Below are 16,419 nucleotides of genomic sequence, written 5' to 3' on the forward strand. Positions count from 1 at the left end.
TGATTCTTGCCTCGAACGAGAGGGAATGAGATGCAACTGGAAGAGATGGAGGCCAATGCGAGCCGGGCGGTGGCACTGCTCAAGGCGCTGGCCAATGAACGGCGGCTGTTTATCCTGTGTCAGCTGCTGGAGCGGGAGCTGTCGGTGGGGGAGCTCAACGAGCGGCTTGGTCTGAGTCAGTCGGCGTTGTCACAACACCTGGCCGTGCTGCGACGGGATGAACTGGTGGAGACGCGCAAGGAGGCCCAGACGGTCTACTATTCGCTGCGCAGCTACGAGGTGCGCGAGATGATAGGGTTGCTGCACAAGTTGTACTGCAGCGAACAGAAATAAAAAACCGGCACAAAGGCCGGTTTTTTCAGCTTTATCAGCAGACGCTGATTAAGCCATAGCTTTGATCTGGGCAGACAGGCGGCTCTTGTGACGAGCAGCTTTGTTCTTGTGGATCAGGCCTTTGGTCGCCATACGATCCATGATCGGCTGAGCAACAGCGAAAGCGGCAGTCGCAGCAGCCTTGTCGCCAGAGGCGATGGCAGCGATGACTTTCTTCAGGTAGGTACGGGTCATGGAACGACGGCTGGCGTTGTGCTGACGACGTTTCTCTGACTGAAGAGCGCGCTTCTTAGCAGATTTGATGTTAGCCAAGGTAAAACTCCTAAAACTGTCTTAGCGAGTGTATTGAAAAGGCCCGGAAATATGCCTTCTCAACCACATATTGTCAAATGATTTGTGCAAATAAACACCGCCCCCCGGTGGTGTGTCAGGTGGGAGACGGTTAAACTGTCGGCCGATTCTATCAGCATTCTTTTCATTCCGACAGTTCCAGAGGCCTCGTCTTGAGTAAGAAATTGATCAAATCCGGCATGATAGTGTCCGGAATGACGTTGGCGTCCCGCGTGATGGGCTTGGTTCGCGATGTGGTCATCGCCAATCTGCTTGGCGCCGGGGTGGCCGCAGACGTCTTCTTCTTTGCCAACCGCATTCCCAACTTTCTGCGCCGCCTGTTCGCCGAAGGTGCCTTCAACCAGGCCTTTGTTCCCGTGATGACGGAGTACAAGAAAAAGGGCGACGAGAGCGAAGTGCGCGAGTTGCTGGCTGCGGTAGCGGGCACCCTGGGGGGGATCGTTACCGTGGTCACCCTGCTTGGGGTGCTGGGGTCAGGCGTGCTGACCGCCCTGTTTGGCTGGGGCTGGTTCTGGGACTGGCTGCACGGCGGGCCGGCGGCCGAGAAGTTCGAGATGGCGAGCCTGATGCTCAAGATCACCTTCCCCTACCTCTGGTTCATCACCTTCACCGCTATGGCGGGGGCCATTCTCAACACCTTCGGCCGCTTCGGGGTCTCCTCCTTTACCCCCATCTTCCTCAACATCACCATGATTGCCGCCGCCTGGTGGATTTCTCCCTGGCTCGACAATCCCGAGCTGGCGCTGGCCATCGGTGTTTTCCTCGGCGGTCTGGTGCAGTTCCTGTTCCAGTTCCCTTTCCTGCGCCAGCTCAACATGCTGGTGTGGCCCAAGTGGGGTTGGCACCACCCGGGTGTGGTGAAGATCCGCACCCTGATGATCCCGGCCCTGTTCGGGGTCTCGGTCAGCCAGATCAACCTGCTGGTCAACACCATGCTCGCCTCCTTCCTGGCGACCGGTGCCATCAGCTACCTCTATTACTCGGATCGGCTGCTGGAGTTCCCGCTCGGCATGTTCGGCGTCGCCATCAGCACCGTCATTCTGCCGGCGTTGGCCAAGAAGCACGTGGATGCCGACCCGGCCGACTTCTCCCGCACCATGGACTGGGGGGTGCGGATGGTGATGCTGCTCGGCCTGCCGGCCATGGTGGGCATCGCCGTGCTGCGCGAGCCCATCCTGCGGGTGCTGTTCATGCGCGGCGAGTTCGGTCTGCACGAGGTGAGCATGTCGAGTGCCAGTTTGCTGGCCTCCACCACGGGTTTGCTGTCGCTGATGCTGATCAAGGTGCTGGCACCGGGCTACTACGCCCGCCAGGATACCCGCACGCCGGTGCGGATCGGGATGATCTCGATGGCGGCCAACATGGTCTGCAACCTGCTCTTCATCTATCCGCTCGGCTACGTGGGGCTGGCCCTCTCGACCGCCTGCTCGGGCACGCTGAACGCGGCTTTGCTGTTCAGGGGGCTCCATCAGCAGAGCGTCTACCGCCCGTCCCGTCACACCGGGGTATTCTGTCTCAAGCTGCTGACCGCCAGCCTGCTGATGGGGGGCGTGCTCTTGTACCTCTCGCCGGATCTGGCCCAGTGGGGCGCCTGGCACATGAGCAAGGCGTCCATGCAGCTGGCCATGCTGCTGGTCGTGGGGGGCGCCATCTATGCCGGTGTCCTGCTGGCGCTTGGGATCCGGCCAAGAGATCTGAGAGCGGGGCGGGACGACTGAGTCAGCCCCTGCGGCGAGATAGCCCCACCTGAACCTGTTGTCGGGGCGGAGCGGCTGAAATCGGGTCAGCAACAGGGCTGACCCGGCGTGCCGCCTGATATATAATCCGGCGATTTTCATAGCAGCAAAGCACAAGGCACTGATGGAGCTTATCCGCGGTATTCACAATATCAAGCCCCGTCACCGGGGGTGTGTATTGACCATTGGCAACTTTGATGGGGTCCATCAGGGTCATCATGCCGTGCTGGCTCGCTTGCAGGAAAAGGCCTCCCAGCTCGGCCTGCCGGCCTGCGTCATGCTGTTCGAACCCCAGCCGCTGGAGCTGTTTGCCGGGGCCGCGGCGCCGGCCCGCCTCAGCCGCCTGCGGGAAAAGTACGAGGCGCTCAAGGGGATGCAGATCGATCGCATGCTCTGCGTGCGCTTCAACCACCGCTTTGCCGAGCAGTCCGCCACCACCTTCATCGAGCAGCTGCTGGTGGAGAAACTCGGCGTGCACTATCTGGTGGTCGGCGACGATTTTCGCTTCGGCAAGGGGCGGGAAGGGGACTTCCACCTGCTGGAGGAGGCCGGCCGGCGCTTTGGCTTCGAGGTGATCAGCACCCAGAGTTTCCAGTTGTCCCGTCAGCGAGTCAGCAGCACGCTAGTGCGCGAGGCCCTCGCGGCCGGCCGGATGGCGGAGGTGGAGCTGATGCTTGGCCGTCCCTATACCATCAGCGGTCGAGTGGCCCACGGTGAAAAGCTGGGCCGCACCATAGGTTTTCCCACCGCCAATCTGGCCCTCAAGCGTCAGGTGATCCCGGTCGGTGGCGTGTTCGCGGTGGAAGTGATATGTTCCGGCAAGACCTTCCCCGGTGTCGCCAATGTGGGTGTACGGCCGACCTTGAGCGGTACACAAGCCAGATTGGAAGTACATCTATTTGATTTTTCTGGCGACCTTTATGGTCAACAGGTCAAGGTGCTGCTTCGCCACAAGCTGCGCGAAGAGCAGAAGTTTGCCTCTTTCACCGCCTTGAAAGAGCAGATCGAACGAGATGCCCTGGCGGCCCGAGCCTGGTTCGGGCTGCCACAATTTCATTTACCCAGCACTCTTTTAGAAAAGAAGGGAACCCAGGACTGATGAGCGACTATAAACACACCCTGAATCTTCCGGAAACCGAGTTTCCGATGCGTGGCGATCTGGCCAAGCGCGAACCCAACATGCTGAAACGTTGGTACGATCAGGATCTTTACGGCGCCATTCGCCGCGCCAAAGCGGGCAAGCCTTCGTTCATTCTGCACGATGGCCCCCCCTATGCGAACGGCAGCATTCACATCGGTCACTCGGTCAACAAGATCCTCAAAGACATCATCATCAAGTCCAAGGGCCTCTCCGGTTTCGACTCCCCCTACGTGCCGGGCTGGGACTGCCACGGTCTGCCCATCGAACTGAAAGTGGAAGGCATGGTCGGCAAGCCGGGCGAGAAGGTTTCCGCCGCCGAATTCCGCGCCGAGTGCCGCAAATACGCCAAGACCCAGATCGAAGCGCAGAAGACCGACTTCATCCGTCTGGGCGTGCTGGGTGACTGGGAACACCCCTACCTGACCATGGATTTTGGCACCGAAGCCAACATCATCCGCTCCATGGCCAAGATCGTTGAAAACGGCCACCTGCACAAAGGCTCCAAGCCGGTGCACTGGTGTACCGATTGCGGCTCCGCGCTGGCTGAAGCCGAGGTGGAGTACTACGACAAGAACTCCCCCTCCATCGACGTGCGCTTCAAGGCCGTCGACGAGGCTGCCGTGGCCGCCAAGTTTGACTGCGCCGAAGGCCACACCGGCAAGGGGCCCCTCTCTGCCGTGATCTGGACCACCACCCCGTGGACCCTGCCGGCCAACCGCGCCATCGCCATGCACGCCGATCTCGACTATGCGCTGGTGCAGGTCGAGGGTGACAATCCCGAGCGTCTGATCCTGGCCGCCGAGCTGGTGAAGGACGTGATGGATCGTGCCGGCATCGAGCACTTCCACAACCTGGGCTACGCCAAGGGCGCGGCGCTCGAGCTGCTGCGCTTCAACCACCCCTTCTACAGCTTCGACGTGCCTGTGGTGCTGGGTGATCACGTCACCCTGGACGCCGGTACCGGCGCGGTGCACACCGCCCCTGGCCACGGTCAGGAAGACTTCGTGGTCGGTCAGAAGTACGGTCTGGAAGTGGCCAACCCGGTTGGCAGCAACGGCGTCTATCTGCCGGATACCGAACTGTTTGCCGGCCAGCACGTGTTCAAGGCCAATGCGGCCGTGGTCGAGGTGCTGACCGAGCGTGGCGCCCTGCTGCACCACAAGGTGTTCAACCACTCCTACCCGCACTGCTGGCGTCACAAGACCCCGATCATCTTCCGTGCCACCCCCCAGTGGTTCATCAGCATGGAGCAGAAGGGTCTGCGCAAGCGTGCTCTTGAAGAGATCGAGCGCATCGAGAAAGAGGGCATTGCCCAGCACGGTCAGAGCGGCTGGGTCCCGGCCTGGGGCAAGAACCGCATTCAGGCGATGGTCGAGAACCGTCCTGACTGGTGTATCTCCCGTCAGCGTACCTGGGGCGTGCCCATCTCCCTGTTCGTCCACAAGGATACCCAGGCGCTGCACCCGGAGTCCGTGCGCCTGATGGAAGAGGTGGCCAAGCGGGTCGAGCAGTCCGGCATCCAGGCCTGGTGGGATCTGGACAAGGCCGAGCTGCTGGGCGCCGATGCCGACAACTACGAGAAGGTGCCTGATACCCTGGACGTCTGGTTTGACTCCGGCTCTACCCACGCCTCCGTGGTCGACGCACGTCCCGAGTTCAACGGCAAGCCGGCCGACATGTATCTGGAAGGCTCTGACCAGCACCGTGGCTGGTTCATGTCATCCTTGATGATCGGCGTCGCCATGAAGGACAAGGCTCCCTACAACCAGGTGCTGACTCACGGCTTCACCGTGGACGGTCAGGGCCGCAAGATGTCCAAGTCCATCGGCAACGTGGTGAGCCCGCAGGACGTGATGAACAAGCTGGGTGCCGACATCCTGCGTCTGTGGGTCGCCAGCACCGACTACACCGGCGAGATGACCGTCTCCGACGAGATCCTCAAGCGCTCCGCCGACGCCTATCGCCGTATCCGCAACACCGCCCGCTTCCTGCTGGCCAACCTGAACGGCTTCAATCCGGCGACCGACATGGTGGCACCGGCCGACATGGTAGTGGTGGATCGCTGGGCCGTGGGCCGTGCCAAGGCGGTACAGGCCGAGATCGTGGCGGCGTTCGACGAGTACAACTTCCACGGTGTGACCCAGAAGCTGATGCAGTTCTGCTCCATCGAGATGGGTTCCTTCTATCTGGACGTCATCAAGGATCGTCAGTACACCGCCAAGGCTGACAGCCTGGCCCGTCGCTCCTGCCAGACCGCTCTCTATCACATCGCCGAGGCCATGGTGCGCTGGATGGCGCCCATCATGAGCTTCACCGCCGACGAGATCTGGGCTCTGCTGCCGGGTGAGCGCGGCGAGTTCGTGTTCACCGAGGAGTGGTACGACGGCCTGTTCGGGCTGGAAGCGGGCGAAGTGCTGAACGACGAGTTCTGGGCCGAGATCCTCACCGTGCGCGGTGAAGTGAACAAGGCGCTGGAAGTGGCCCGTGGCGAGAAGCGCATCGGTGGTTCTCTGCAGGCCGAGCTGACCCTGTTCGCCAAGCCTGAGCTGGCTGCGCGTCTGAACGCCCTGGCCGATGAGCTGCGCTTCGTGCTGCTCACCTCCAAGGCCAAGGTGGTCAGCGTCGATGCCGCACCGGCAGAGGCCGTGGCAACCGAGCGTGACGACCTGTGGCTGAGCGTGGCCCAGTCTGCCGCCGCCAAGTGCGACCGCTGCTGGCACCATGTGGAAGACGTGGGCACCATCGCGGGCCATGAAGAGATCTGTGGCCGCTGCGTCACCAACGTCGAGGGTGACGGCGAAACTCGTCAATTTGCCTGATGAACATGACTCAACATAAAAGCGGCCTGCGTTGGCTGTGGCTGGCGGTGCTGGCCTTCGTACTGGACCAGGCGAGCAAGCTCGCCGTGGTCAAGCTGCTGCCGTTTGGCTACCCGGGGGTGGAGATCACCCCCTTCTTCAACCTGGTCCACGTCTACAACAAGGGGGCGGCTTTCAGCTTCCTGGCGGATCAGGGGGGCTGGCAGCGCTGGTTCTTCGCCGTACTGGCGTTCGCCATCTGCGGCCTGCTGATCCACTGGCTGCGCAAGCAGTCGGTCACCCAGCGCTGGAGCGGCATCGCCTACAGCCTGATCATCGGCGGGGCGCTCGGCAACGTGTTTGACCGGCTGGTGCTGGGTCATGTGGTCGACTTCCTCGACTTCTACTGGCAGCGCGCCCACTGGCCGGCGTTCAACCTGGCCGACAGCTTCATCTTCATCGGTGCCGCCATGATCGTGCTGGACGGCTTGCGTGGCGAGAAAAAACAGGACGCGAACTCATGAGCCAGCTGATTGCTGCGGACAGCAGCGTACTGTTCCATTTCGCCATCAAGCTGGAAGATGGCTCGGTGGCCGACAGCACGGCGCTGCACGGCAAGCCGGCCCGTCTGCGGATGGGCGACGGCAGCCTGACGCCGAGCTTCGAGCAGTGCTTGCTGGGGCTGCGCGAAGGGGAGAGCAAGAGCTTCACCCTGGCGCCGGAAGAGGCCTTTGGCCTCTCCAACCCCGACAACATCTACCATCTGGACCGCGCCAAGTTCGGCGCCGATGTGGAGCCGAAAGTCGGCACCATCATACTGTTCGACCAGCCCAACGGCAGCGAGCTGCCGGGTATCGTCCGGGCGGTGGCAGGTATGTCGGTGACGGTCGATTTCAACCACCCCCTGGCCGGTCACACCGTCACCTTCGAGGTGGAGATCCTGGGGGTTGATGACGAGGAGAAGGTGCACTGATGGATATCCTGCTCGCAAATCCCCGCGGCTTCTGTGCCGGTGTCGACCGCGCCATCAGCATCGTCGAGAGCGCGCTGGAGAAGTTCGGTGCCCCCATCTATGTCCGCCATGAAGTGGTGCACAACCGCTACGTGGTGAACAAGCTCAAGGAGGCGGGCGCCGTCTTCGTCGAGGAGCTGGATGAGGTGCCGGACGACAGCATCGTCATCTTCTCCGCCCACGGCGTCTCCAAGGCGGTGCGCGAGATGGCCAAGTCCCGCGCTCTCAAGGTGTTCGATGCCACCTGTCCGCTGGTGACCAAGGTGCACATGGAGGTCCATCGCGCCAGTCGCAAGGGCTCCGAAGCCGTGCTCATCGGTCATGCCGGCCACCCCGAGGTGATCGGTACCATGGGGCAGTACGAGAATCGTGAGGGCGGCATGTATCTGGTGGAGACGCCGGCAGACGTGGCCAGGCTCAAGGTGAAGAACCCGGACGATCTCTGCTTCGTCACCCAGACCACCCTCAGCGTGGACGAGACCTCGGACGTGATCGATGCGTTGCGTGCCTACTTCCCCAAGATCCAGGGGCCGCGCAAGGATGACATCTGCTACGCCACCCAGAACCGCCAGGATGCGGTGCGGGAGATGGCCGGGCTGGTGGACGCCATGCTGGTGGTGGGATCGCGCAACTCCTCCAACTCCAACCGCCTGCGGGAGCTGGCCGAGAAGGTGGGCGCCAGGGCCTACCTCATCGACGACGCCTCCATGATCGAGGCCGGTTGGCTGGCGGGAGTCAAGGCGATCGGTGTCACCGCCGGTGCCTCCGCCCCCGAGGTGCTGGTGCAGTCCGTCATCACCCGTCTGCGCGAGCTGGGCGGCAAGGTGGTGGCCGAACACCCCGGTCGTGAAGAGAACGTGGTGTTTGAAGTGCCGCCGGAACTGCGCATCCTGTGAGTGATGCGTCCCTTGCGGGACTACACAGTCTCTGATTGAGCCACCTCCAGCGAGGTGGCTTTTTCATGGGTGATTCTTATGGCTCTTGTTGGCCGCTTTGCCGTGAGATCGCAGCGAAATTTGATGATGTATGTCCAAGATTTGAGTAGATTGAATTGCAAGCGAAGGTTCGCGGCCTAGACTGCTGATGAACTTATCACCGGCTTGATGGCAGATGGATGTGCAGCCGGCCCCCCGACAAAATCAGAGCGAAACAGGATGTTTTTGCGTTCAGGTTTTAGCCTCATCGAGCTGATGGTCACCATTGCGCTCGTCTCTATCCTGCTGACGCTGGGAGTCCCCTCCTTCAGCGCGATAATGCGCAACATGACGTTGACCAGCCAGGCCAACAACTTCGTGGCCGCCATCAACCTTGCCCGCTCCGAAGCCATTCGCCGCAATACGGCGGTCACTCTCTCCGCCTCCACCAGCAATCTGACCCAGAACCACTGGGAATCGGGTTGGCAGATCTGGGTCGACAGCAACGGCAACGGCACCCTGGACAACGGCGAGTTGCTGCGACTCTTTCCCGACATGGGGGCCGGCACCCTGGTCAGCAATACCTCGCTGGTACGTTTCAGTGGCAATGGCTTTCTCGATGGTCGCGCCCAGGCGGCGCTGGTGTTTTCCCTGCAGCCGCCCGACTGCGCGCAGGAGGCATCGCGCGACATCACGATCACCCCGGCCGGCCGCCCTTCAATCACGGAGACCAGCTGCATATGAAGCACCAGCAAGGCGTCTCGCTGCTTGAAATCATGATCGCCGTGCTGGTGCTGTCGATCGGCATCCTCGGCATGGCGACCTTGCAGTTGCAGGCACTCAAGAGCAATCAGTCGGCCCTGACCCGGACCGAGGCGACCCAGTTTGCCTACATGATCACCGACATGATGCGGGCCAACCGCAGCGCGGCTCTGCTCGGCCAGTACAACGTCGGCCTGGGGGAGGCGGTCTCCGGCAGCTCGATGGCGATACAGGACGTGCAGTACTGGAAACAGGCGCTCGGCGGCCTGCCCGGCGGTGATGGGGCCATTGCCGTGAGTGCCGGACAGGCGACTATCACCATCCAGTGGGATGCCAGCCGGCTGGCCACCGAGCCTGCGCTGCGCAGCATGACCTTGAGGACCGATCTGTGAACGGGCGGCGCACCTTGCTGCGCCAGGCCGGTGTCGGTCTGGTGGAGGTGATGATCGCCCTGCTGCTGTCGCTGCTGACGGTCGGGGTCATCATCCAGGTGCTGCTTGGCAACCACAAAACCTACCTGACCGGTGAGGCCATCGCCCGGGTGCAGGAGGACAGCCGGTTTGCCGTCAACCTGCTGCAACAAGAGCTGCGGATGGTGGGCTACCAGGGCTGCCTCAGCAAGCAGGGGGTCAACATCACCAATACCCTCAACGGGGCGACGACGCTGCCCTACAACTTCACCGTCTATCTGCGCGGCTATGACAATGTCACGGCGACGCTGCCTGCGCCGTTGTCGGCCCTGTTTACCGCGGCCGAGCCCAAACCCAAGCCGGGAACCGACGTGCTGCTGGTGCAGGGGCCTACCGGCAGCGGTGTGCCGGTGACCCGCAACAACAGTGCGGCCCAGCTGTTCGTGCAGCAACTCTCCAGCAAGGCCAACTACTGCGGCACCGGCAAGCAGGGCTACAGCGACCTGTGCGAGGGGGACATCGTCATGGTTTCCGATTGCCAGAAGGCGCGGATCTTCCAGATCACCCAGACCCAGGTGGTGGGAGGGGGCAGCGAGGTCAACATCGGCCACTCCAATGACAACAAATACACCCCAGGCAATGCCGTCAGCTCCTGGGGTGGGGCCAGCAGCCCGGTCGAGGAGCGCTTCGGCGCCGGTTCGGTATTGAGCCGGATGGAAACCCGGGTCTATTACATCGCCCGTCCCTCGGCCGGCGCACCTTATGCCCTCTATCGCAAGAGCGGGCTGGGGGCGGGCATGCTGCTGGCGGACGGGGTCACCGACATCCAGCTGACCTTCGGTGAGGATCAGAACCGGGATCGGGCGGCGGATCGTTACGTGAGTGCCGCCAGCAACCCGAACTGGGACAACGTGCTGGGGATCGGCGTTCAGCTGTTGATGCGCAGCAACCAGGGCAATGTGGTGTCGGATCCGCAGGCCATCAGCTTCGCCGGGGCTACCTTCCAGGCAACCGACAGCCACTGGTACTGGGTGGCCGAAACCACGGTCGCCTTGCGCAACCGGCTGCCATGAGGAGGGAGGCATGATGGGGCGACAAGGGGGAATGGCACTGGTGATCAGCCTGATTTTTCTCGCGGTAGTGAGCCTGCTGGCGATGGCCAGCATGCAGAGCGCCCTGCTGCAGGAGAAAATGGCGGGCAACCAGAAGGAGTCGCAACAGGCGCTGCAGGCGGCGGAGGCGGCACTGCGCGCTGCCGAGCGCTATCTGGAGGCGGGCAACTCAGGCCCCTACGACAACAGCGCCGGCCTCTATGAGTTCGTCAGCGTGGCGGTGGATCCCGCTTCTCCCTCCACGGCCTGGCGGACCTATGCCAATAGCGGGCTGGCGGGACGGGCCCCAGAGTACTTCATCGAGCGGCTGCCCTACACCCAGAGCAGCAACGAGAGCCTGGCGGTGGACGAGCCCATCAGCGAGCGCCGTCTTTATCGCATCACGGCTCGGGGATTTGGCCTCTCGGACGAGAGCCGGGTGCTGTTGCAATCGACCTACAGCCGCTAGGAGGGAACCATGCGTGCATCTGGCTACGGATTTTGTGCCCTGTTGCTCTGCACCCAGGTGCAGGCGGCGCTCGACATCGCCCAGGTTCCCCTCTATCTCGGCACCCGGGCCGAACCCAACATCATGTTCAGTCTGGATGACTCAGGTTCGATGCACTTCGAGCTGATGCCGGAGGATTTGATCGAAAACAGCGCTCGCTACGTCTATCCCCGTGCCGACAACGTCTATGGCAGCGAGGACTATGACAACCGGACCGTGACCTTCACCAGCAACAACGATCGCAACGCCTACACCCGCTCGAGCAACAACAACAAGCTCTACTACAACCCCTTGCTGAGCTACCGCCCCTGGGCCAAGGCGGACGGTACCCTGATGGCGAATGCCAGCATCAGCTGCGCGCCGCACAACCCCTTCAACATCGCCGCCGGCTGTCGCGACCTGACCAAGAACAACCGCTCGAAGTCGTTGCGCTACTACACCGGGTTCTCCTCCAGCGACTACAACGATGACGAGACCTTCTGGCCCGCCGTCTATTTCGCCTACAAGGGCAGCGGTGACGTAAAGAGGGCGAGCAGTTATACCCGGGTCGAGATAAAGTCGGGCAGCACCTATGGCGGGCGTCCCAATCGCAGCGACTGCAAGAGTGCTCCTGTCTGTACCTATGAGGAGGAGATTCAGAACTTCGCCAACTGGTACACCTACTATCGCTCCCGGATCCTGGCTGCCCGGGCCGGGGTCGGTCGTGCCTTCGCCAGTCAGGGACAGGCCCTGCGGGTGGGGTTTGCCACCATCAATGCCAGCGGCAGCGTGATCCGCGGGGTGGCGCCCTTCTCCGGCACCGATCGCAGTGCCTTTTTCAGCGACCTCTACAGCCGCGACATTCCGGCCGCCGGCACGCCGCTGCGCACCAGCCTGAAGGATGTGGGGGAGTATTTCTCCCGCACCGACAACAATGGCCCCTGGGCGGCCAGCGCCGGCAGCACCTTGCCCCACCTCACCTGCCGGCAGAGCTACAACATCCTGATGACCGACGGCTACTGGAACGGGGATACCCCCTCTGTGGGGGATCTGGACAAGGATGGCTACAGCAATACCTTGGCCGACGTGGCCTACAAGTACTGGAAAACAGACCTGCGTGCCGATCTGGCCGACAAGGTGCCGACCAGCACGGCAGATCCCGCCAACTGGCAGCATCTGGTCAACTTTACCGTGGGGCTCGGGGTCAACGGGTCGCTCAATCCGGCCAACGGCATCCCGAACAGCTGGCCCAATCCCCATGATCCGGATGACAAGGAGTACAAGAACGCGACCTACATTCCGGAGTACAAGATCGATGACCTGTGGCACGCGGCGCTCAACAGCAAGGGCAGCTTCTTCAGCGCGGGTGACCCCGACGTCTTTGCTGCGGCCCTGAGCAGCACTCTGGCCCAGATTGCGGCACGCAACAGCTCCGCCAGTTCGGTGACCGCCAATGCCACCCGGCTGGACAGCAATACCCACATCTATCAGGCCCGCTACAACAGTGGCGACTGGTCCGGGCAGCTCATCTCCATTCCGCTCAACAGCGACGGCTCGCTGGGCAACATGGCCTGGGATGCCGCAACCCAGATCCCTGCCCATACCGCCCGCAGCCTCTTCACTCGCCAGAACGGGGTCGGCATTCCCTTCACCTGGGCCGATCTCAACGCCACCAATCGCGCCCTGTTCAACCTCGCCGGTGACAACCAGGGGGAAAACCGGGTCGCCTACTTGCGCGGTGATCGCAGCCGTGAGCAGAGCAATGGCGGCCTGTTTCGCAGCCGCAGCGACCTGCTGGGGGACATCATCAACTCGGATCCCGTCTATGTCGGTAACCGGGATTACGGCTATGGCAGCGCCACCGGCCTGATCCAGGCCGAGCGGGAGGGCTACCAGAGTTTCCTCGGCTCGACGGCCATCAGTCGCCGTACTCCCATGCTCTACGTGGGGGCCAACGACGGCATGCTGCACGGTTTTCGGGTCGCCAACGGGGTGGAGACGCTGGGCTATATCCCGGCCAGCCTGCTGGGGGATCTGAGCCTGCTGACCAAGCCGGATTACAGCCACCGCTACTATGTGGACGGTACGCCCAAGGTGGGGGATGCCTATCTTGGCAGCAGCTGGAAAACCGTGCTGCTGGGGTCGACCGGCGCCGGAGGCAAGGCGGTCTTTGCCATCGACGTGACGGCTCCCGACAACTTCACCGCCGACAAGATGTTGTGGGAGTTTACCAACGCCGAGATGGGGGTAGCGCTGGCTGCGCCGACCCTGGTCCGGGTGAAGTCTGGCAACAAATGGGTGGCGCTGGTGGCCAACGGCTACAACAGCACCAGCCAGACTGCCCGGCTGTTTGTGCTGGATCTGGCGACCGGCGCCGTGATCAAGGAGATAGATACCCAGGTGGGCTCGGCCAGCGAACCCAATGGCCTCTCATCCCCCCTGCCGGTAGACGAGGACGGCGATCGGGTGGCGGACTATGTCTATGCCGGCGATCTGCAGGGCAATCTGTGGAAATTCGACCTGACCGACAACAACAGCGCCCAGTGGGGGAGTGCCTTCAAGACCGGCAACAAGCCAAAACCGCTGTTTCAGGCGTGCAACGGGACCTGCTCTGCCAGCACGCGCCAGCCCATCACCATGCGCCCGTTGGCTATCCGCCATCCCAAGGGGGGCATCATGGTGCTGATGGGAACCGGCAGCTATTTCACCAATGACGACAAGCTGTTGCCGGCAACCCCCAGGCTGGAGGCCGTCTATGGCATCTGGGATACCGGGGCGACCGTGCTTGCCAGCCAGTTGCAGCAGCAGAGCATCACTCACGAATACTCCGCCAATGGCACCACCATCAAGTTCAACGTGAGGGTGGTCTCCAACACGGCAGTCAACTACACCAGCCAGAAAGGATGGTATCTGGTGCTCAAATCCCCTGCGTTGAGCAAGGGAGTAGGGGAGCGAGCCGTTTCGGAGATGCTCTACCGCAACAAACGTCTGATCTTCAATACCCTGATCCCCTCGGCGGATGCCTGTGACTTTGGTGGACGCTCCTGGCTGATGGAGCTGGATCCTGTCTCGGGGGCGCGTCTGAGCTACTCGGTGTTCGACGTCAATGGCGATGGGGCCGTCAACGATGACGACTATGTGGGGATCAAGGACGGCAGCGGCAACGACATCAAGGTGCCGGTCAGCGGCAAGCAGTTTGACGAGCTCACCACGACGCCGAGCGTGGTGGAGGATGCCGACATGGAGCGCAAGTACATCAGCGGTTCCAGCGGCAATATCTCGGTCACGCTGGAAGAGGGGGCGGGTGACCTTGGGGGGCGCCAGTCCTGGTTGCAACTGGAGTAGAGGTGGAGATGGCGCGTGGATTTTCCCTGCTGGAGCTGATGATTGCTGTAGCCGTGATGGCGATTCTGACCCTGATTGCCTACCCCAGCTACAACAGCTACATGGCGTCGGCCAAGCGGGCCGAGGCCAAGGCGGCGCTGCTCGAGGCGGCGCAATACATGGAGCGGCAGTTTACCGCCGATGGCAACTATGATGGCGGCAATCTGGCCTCAGCCGGACTGGCCACCTTGCCCAGGGATGGCGGAGCTGCCTATTACAATCTGGCGCTCAATGCCAGCGGTGCCCGCTATACCCTGACGGCGATCCCGACCGGAGTGATGAATGGCGACTCCTGCGGCTTGCTGACCCTGGATCAGGGGGGGCAACAGGGGGTGTCGATGGCCAGCATGACGGCCGCCGAGTGCTGGTAATACGTTACCAGCAGGCGGCCGGGGTCTTGATGTCAGCCTTGTTGAGGGTGAGGGTATCGCAGGCGGTGCTGCCGCTCTTGTCACCCACCTGCGCTCCCTTGCTGGTGGCGATCAGGGTGTAGGTGGTTGCGGTAGCCCCGGAGATGGTGAAGTCATAGTAGCTGCTGGTGGGGTTGCCCACCTGGGACGGGGTCGTGCCGTAGCTGGTGTTGGAGACTCTGAACTCTTCCTGTTTCAGCTGCATGCTGAGCAGGCCCTTGAACGCCTCGGCTCGACGGGATTTGCGCAAACCGTCGCTGAAACTGGGGTAGGCGATGGATGCAATGATGGCGACGATGGCGACTGCAACGAGCAGTTCCAGCAGCGTGATTCCGGACTGTTTGGCTTTCATGGGGCGGCATGCTTCGTGAAACAGGTTGATACTATAGGATAGTACTGACGGTGTGCTCTACTGGCATGTGCAAAAAGAAAGGAGTCTTGAACGATGGAAGGCAGAAAGGGCAGATCCGCCGGTTTTACCCTGATAGAGCTGATGGTTGCCCTGTCTCTGGTCGCTCTGCTGCTGACCGTTGCGATTCCCAGTTATCAATCACTGCGCCAGGAGCAGATGGTCAAGGCCGCCACCCAGGCGGTGTATACGGATGTGATGTTGCTGAAGTCCGAGGCGATCAAGCGTAACCGCACCCTGCAATTCATCATCTTCAACAGCGGCACCAGCAATTGGTGTTATCGCATTTTTATTGATGGCAGCTGCAACAGTTGTAGCGATCACTGTTCCAGTATTGAGGGGCGCAAGGGGGGCGATGCCAGTGAATATCCCGGTATCAGCCTGGTTGCCAGCTACAGTGAATCGTCGAGCAACATCAGGCCCCTGAGTATCTCTCCCAGAAGGTCTTCCTTGACGGCGGGGAATATTGCCATCTCATCCGGTACCTATTCCATGCAGGTCAAGACCAACAATGTCGGGCGTGTGCGTACCTGTGGTGTCAGCAATGTCAGTGGGGTGCCTGCATGTTGAGAGCGCCAAGGGGATTCAACGTGGTGGAGCTGATGGTTGCCATGGTCGCAGGCCTGCTGCTGGTCGCCGCGGTGACATCCCTGTTCGCCACCATCCTCAGGGTCAATCAGACCTCCATGCAGGTGAGCCGCCTCAATCAGGAGCTGCAGAGCGTCACCGATATGATCGCTCGTGACGTGCAGCGCACCGGTTATGATCAGGGGGCGACAGCCTTTCTCGGCGCGGCATCGGGAGCCAGATCTCCTTTCTATTTCGATACCAGCAGCGATCTGCTGAATGAGACGGTCACTGGCTCCAAGATTTATCGCTGCATCCGGCTGAAATACGATGATGATAACAACGGCGTGCTTGGGGCTGATGAAACCTATATCTACAGCTACGACAGTGCCGACAAAGGGGTGCAGCTTGGCACCACTTGCAGCACCGGCAGCCTGCTGAGTACCGACAATACCATCGAAATTACGGATCTCACCTTCTCGCTGTTGAGTGGCAGCGTCTCGTCAGGTGCACGGACGGTGCGGCTGAACATATCGGGCCAGTTCAAGGCCAACACCGCACTCAAACTCACTCTGCAGCGTGATATCAAGCTGCGCAACGACGGGTATTGATGT

At 61.7% G+C, this 16,419-nt stretch carries 17 protein-coding genes; 15 read left to right on the forward strand and 2 right to left on the reverse strand.

What is annotated here, in order from left to right; all coding sequences use genetic code 11:
* Positions 1 to 30: 30 nt before the first annotated feature.
* Positions 31 to 333, forward strand: a complete 303-nt coding sequence (locus tag I6L33_RS07605; RefSeq protein ID WP_005308804.1) for a metalloregulator ArsR/SmtB family transcription factor — start codon at positions 31 to 33, stop codon at positions 331 to 333.
* A gap of 48 nt (positions 334 to 381) precedes the next feature.
* On the opposite strand, the gene rpsT is transcribed toward I6L33_RS07605, so the two are convergent.
* Complete coding sequence (gene rpsT, locus I6L33_RS07610; protein WP_005308808.1) at positions 382 to 645, reverse strand: 30S ribosomal protein S20; 264 nt, start codon at positions 643 to 645, stop codon at positions 382 to 384.
* Between the two features lie 191 nt (positions 646 to 836).
* On the opposite strand from rpsT, the gene murJ reads away from it, so the two are divergent.
* The 12 genes from murJ (at position 837) to tppA (ending at position 14,790) form a co-directional block, all read left to right on the forward strand.
* On the forward strand, positions 837 to 2,402 hold the full coding sequence (gene murJ, locus I6L33_RS07615; RefSeq protein WP_024942021.1) for a murein biosynthesis integral membrane protein MurJ: 1,566 nt from the start codon (positions 837 to 839) through the stop codon (positions 2,400 to 2,402).
* 142 nt (positions 2,403 to 2,544) lie between these two features.
* The gene (ribF, locus tag I6L33_RS07620) at positions 2,545 to 3,519 is read left to right on the forward strand and encodes a bifunctional riboflavin kinase/FAD synthetase (protein ID WP_216973833.1); all 975 of its coding nucleotides are present in this window, start codon (positions 2,545 to 2,547) and stop codon (positions 3,517 to 3,519) included.
* Positions 3,519 to 6,380, forward strand: coding sequence for an isoleucine--tRNA ligase (gene ileS / locus I6L33_RS07625; RefSeq protein WP_124249365.1), 2,862 nt, complete (start codon positions 3,519 to 3,521; stop codon positions 6,378 to 6,380). Before ribF ends, ileS begins: the two co-directional genes overlap by 1 nt.
* Positions 6,380 to 6,883 (forward strand): signal peptidase II, encoded by a 504-nt coding sequence (gene lspA / locus I6L33_RS07630; protein WP_017763995.1) that lies wholly within the window; start codon positions 6,380 to 6,382, stop codon positions 6,881 to 6,883. Before ileS ends, lspA begins: the two co-directional genes overlap by 1 nt.
* The gene (fkpB, locus tag I6L33_RS07635) at positions 6,880 to 7,332 is read left to right on the forward strand and encodes an FKBP-type peptidyl-prolyl cis-trans isomerase (protein ID WP_005308818.1); all 453 of its coding nucleotides are present in this window, start codon (positions 6,880 to 6,882) and stop codon (positions 7,330 to 7,332) included. The genes lspA and fkpB overlap by 4 nt, the downstream gene beginning before the upstream one ends.
* Entirely contained in the window at positions 7,332 to 8,267 is a 936-nt protein-coding gene (ispH, locus tag I6L33_RS07640) for a 4-hydroxy-3-methylbut-2-enyl diphosphate reductase (protein ID WP_124249364.1), read from the forward strand. The genes fkpB and ispH overlap by 1 nt, the downstream gene beginning before the upstream one ends.
* A 258-nt stretch (positions 8,268 to 8,525) precedes the next feature.
* Complete coding sequence (gene tppE / locus I6L33_RS07645) at positions 8,526 to 9,029, forward strand: type IVa pilus pseudopilin TppE (protein WP_005308824.1); 504 nt, start codon at positions 8,526 to 8,528, stop codon at positions 9,027 to 9,029.
* Positions 9,026 to 9,439, forward strand: a complete 414-nt coding sequence (gene tppB, locus I6L33_RS07650) for a type IVa pilus pseudopilin TppB (protein WP_005308826.1) — start codon at positions 9,026 to 9,028, stop codon at positions 9,437 to 9,439. Before tppE ends, tppB begins: the two co-directional genes overlap by 4 nt.
* Positions 9,436 to 10,530, forward strand: a complete 1,095-nt coding sequence (locus tag I6L33_RS07655; RefSeq protein WP_124249363.1) for a PilW family protein — start codon at positions 9,436 to 9,438, stop codon at positions 10,528 to 10,530. Before tppB ends, I6L33_RS07655 begins: the two co-directional genes overlap by 4 nt.
* Positions 10,531 to 10,540: 10 nt before the next feature.
* A complete protein-coding gene (locus tag I6L33_RS07660) occupies positions 10,541 to 11,017 on the forward strand; it encodes a PilX N-terminal domain-containing pilus assembly protein (RefSeq protein ID WP_005308830.1) in 477 nt (158 codons plus the stop codon).
* A gap of 9 nt (positions 11,018 to 11,026) precedes the next feature.
* Positions 11,027 to 14,380 carry a pilus assembly protein gene (locus I6L33_RS07665; protein ID WP_216973834.1) on the forward strand — a complete coding sequence of 1,118 codons (3,354 nt, stop codon included), beginning with the start codon at positions 11,027 to 11,029 and terminating at the stop codon, positions 14,378 to 14,380.
* 8 nt (positions 14,381 to 14,388) lie between these two features.
* The gene (gene tppA / locus I6L33_RS07670) at positions 14,389 to 14,790 is read left to right on the forward strand and encodes a type IVa pilus pseudopilin TppA (protein WP_216973835.1); all 402 of its coding nucleotides are present in this window, start codon (positions 14,389 to 14,391) and stop codon (positions 14,788 to 14,790) included.
* Positions 14,791 to 14,794: 4 nt separating this feature from the next.
* Here the strand turns inward: tppA and I6L33_RS07675 are convergent, their stop codons facing one another.
* A complete protein-coding gene (locus tag I6L33_RS07675; protein ID WP_005308836.1) occupies positions 14,795 to 15,181 on the reverse strand; it encodes a type IV pilin protein in 387 nt (128 codons plus the stop codon).
* Positions 15,182 to 15,274: 93 nt separating this feature from the next.
* On the opposite strand from I6L33_RS07675, the gene I6L33_RS07680 reads away from it, so the two are divergent.
* Positions 15,275 to 15,808, forward strand: a complete 534-nt coding sequence (locus I6L33_RS07680) for a GspH/FimT family pseudopilin (RefSeq protein ID WP_005308838.1) — start codon at positions 15,275 to 15,277, stop codon at positions 15,806 to 15,808.
* A 20-nt stretch (positions 15,809 to 15,828) separates the two neighbouring features.
* On the forward strand, positions 15,829 to 16,416 hold the full coding sequence (locus I6L33_RS07685) for a PilW family protein (protein WP_017785588.1): 588 nt from the start codon (positions 15,829 to 15,831) through the stop codon (positions 16,414 to 16,416).
* Positions 16,417 to 16,419: the final 3 nt, after the last annotated feature.

This window comes from Aeromonas sp. FDAARGOS 1403 (genome assembly GCF_019047325.1).
GTDB classification, from domain to species: domain Bacteria; phylum Pseudomonadota; class Gammaproteobacteria; order Enterobacterales; family Aeromonadaceae; genus Aeromonas; species Aeromonas dhakensis.

Coding starts and splice junctions, on each gene's coding strand:
- I6L33_RS07605 (WP_005308804.1), top strand. CDS start 31: ATGCAACTGGAAGAGATGGAGGCCAATGCGAGCCGGGCGGTGGCACTG.
- ribF (WP_216973833.1), top strand. CDS start 2,545: ATGGAGCTTATCCGCGGTATTCACAATATCAAGCCCCGTCACCGGGGG.
- ileS (WP_124249365.1), top strand. CDS start 3,519: ATGAGCGACTATAAACACACCCTGAATCTTCCGGAAACCGAGTTTCCG.
- lspA (WP_017763995.1), top strand. CDS start 6,380: ATGAACATGACTCAACATAAAAGCGGCCTGCGTTGGCTGTGGCTGGCG.
- fkpB (WP_005308818.1), top strand. CDS start 6,880: ATGAGCCAGCTGATTGCTGCGGACAGCAGCGTACTGTTCCATTTCGCC.
- ispH (WP_124249364.1), top strand. CDS start 7,332: ATGGATATCCTGCTCGCAAATCCCCGCGGCTTCTGTGCCGGTGTCGAC.
- tppE (WP_005308824.1), top strand. CDS start 8,526: ATGTTTTTGCGTTCAGGTTTTAGCCTCATCGAGCTGATGGTCACCATT.
- tppB (WP_005308826.1), top strand. CDS start 9,026: ATGAAGCACCAGCAAGGCGTCTCGCTGCTTGAAATCATGATCGCCGTG.
- I6L33_RS07660 (WP_005308830.1), top strand. CDS start 10,541: ATGATGGGGCGACAAGGGGGAATGGCACTGGTGATCAGCCTGATTTTT.
- I6L33_RS07665 (WP_216973834.1), top strand. CDS start 11,027: ATGCGTGCATCTGGCTACGGATTTTGTGCCCTGTTGCTCTGCACCCAG.
- tppA (WP_216973835.1), top strand. CDS start 14,389: ATGGCGCGTGGATTTTCCCTGCTGGAGCTGATGATTGCTGTAGCCGTG.
- I6L33_RS07675 (WP_005308836.1), bottom strand. CDS start 15,181: ATGAAAGCCAAACAGTCCGGAATCACGCTGCTGGAACTGCTCGTTGCA.
- I6L33_RS07680 (WP_005308838.1), top strand. CDS start 15,275: ATGGAAGGCAGAAAGGGCAGATCCGCCGGTTTTACCCTGATAGAGCTG.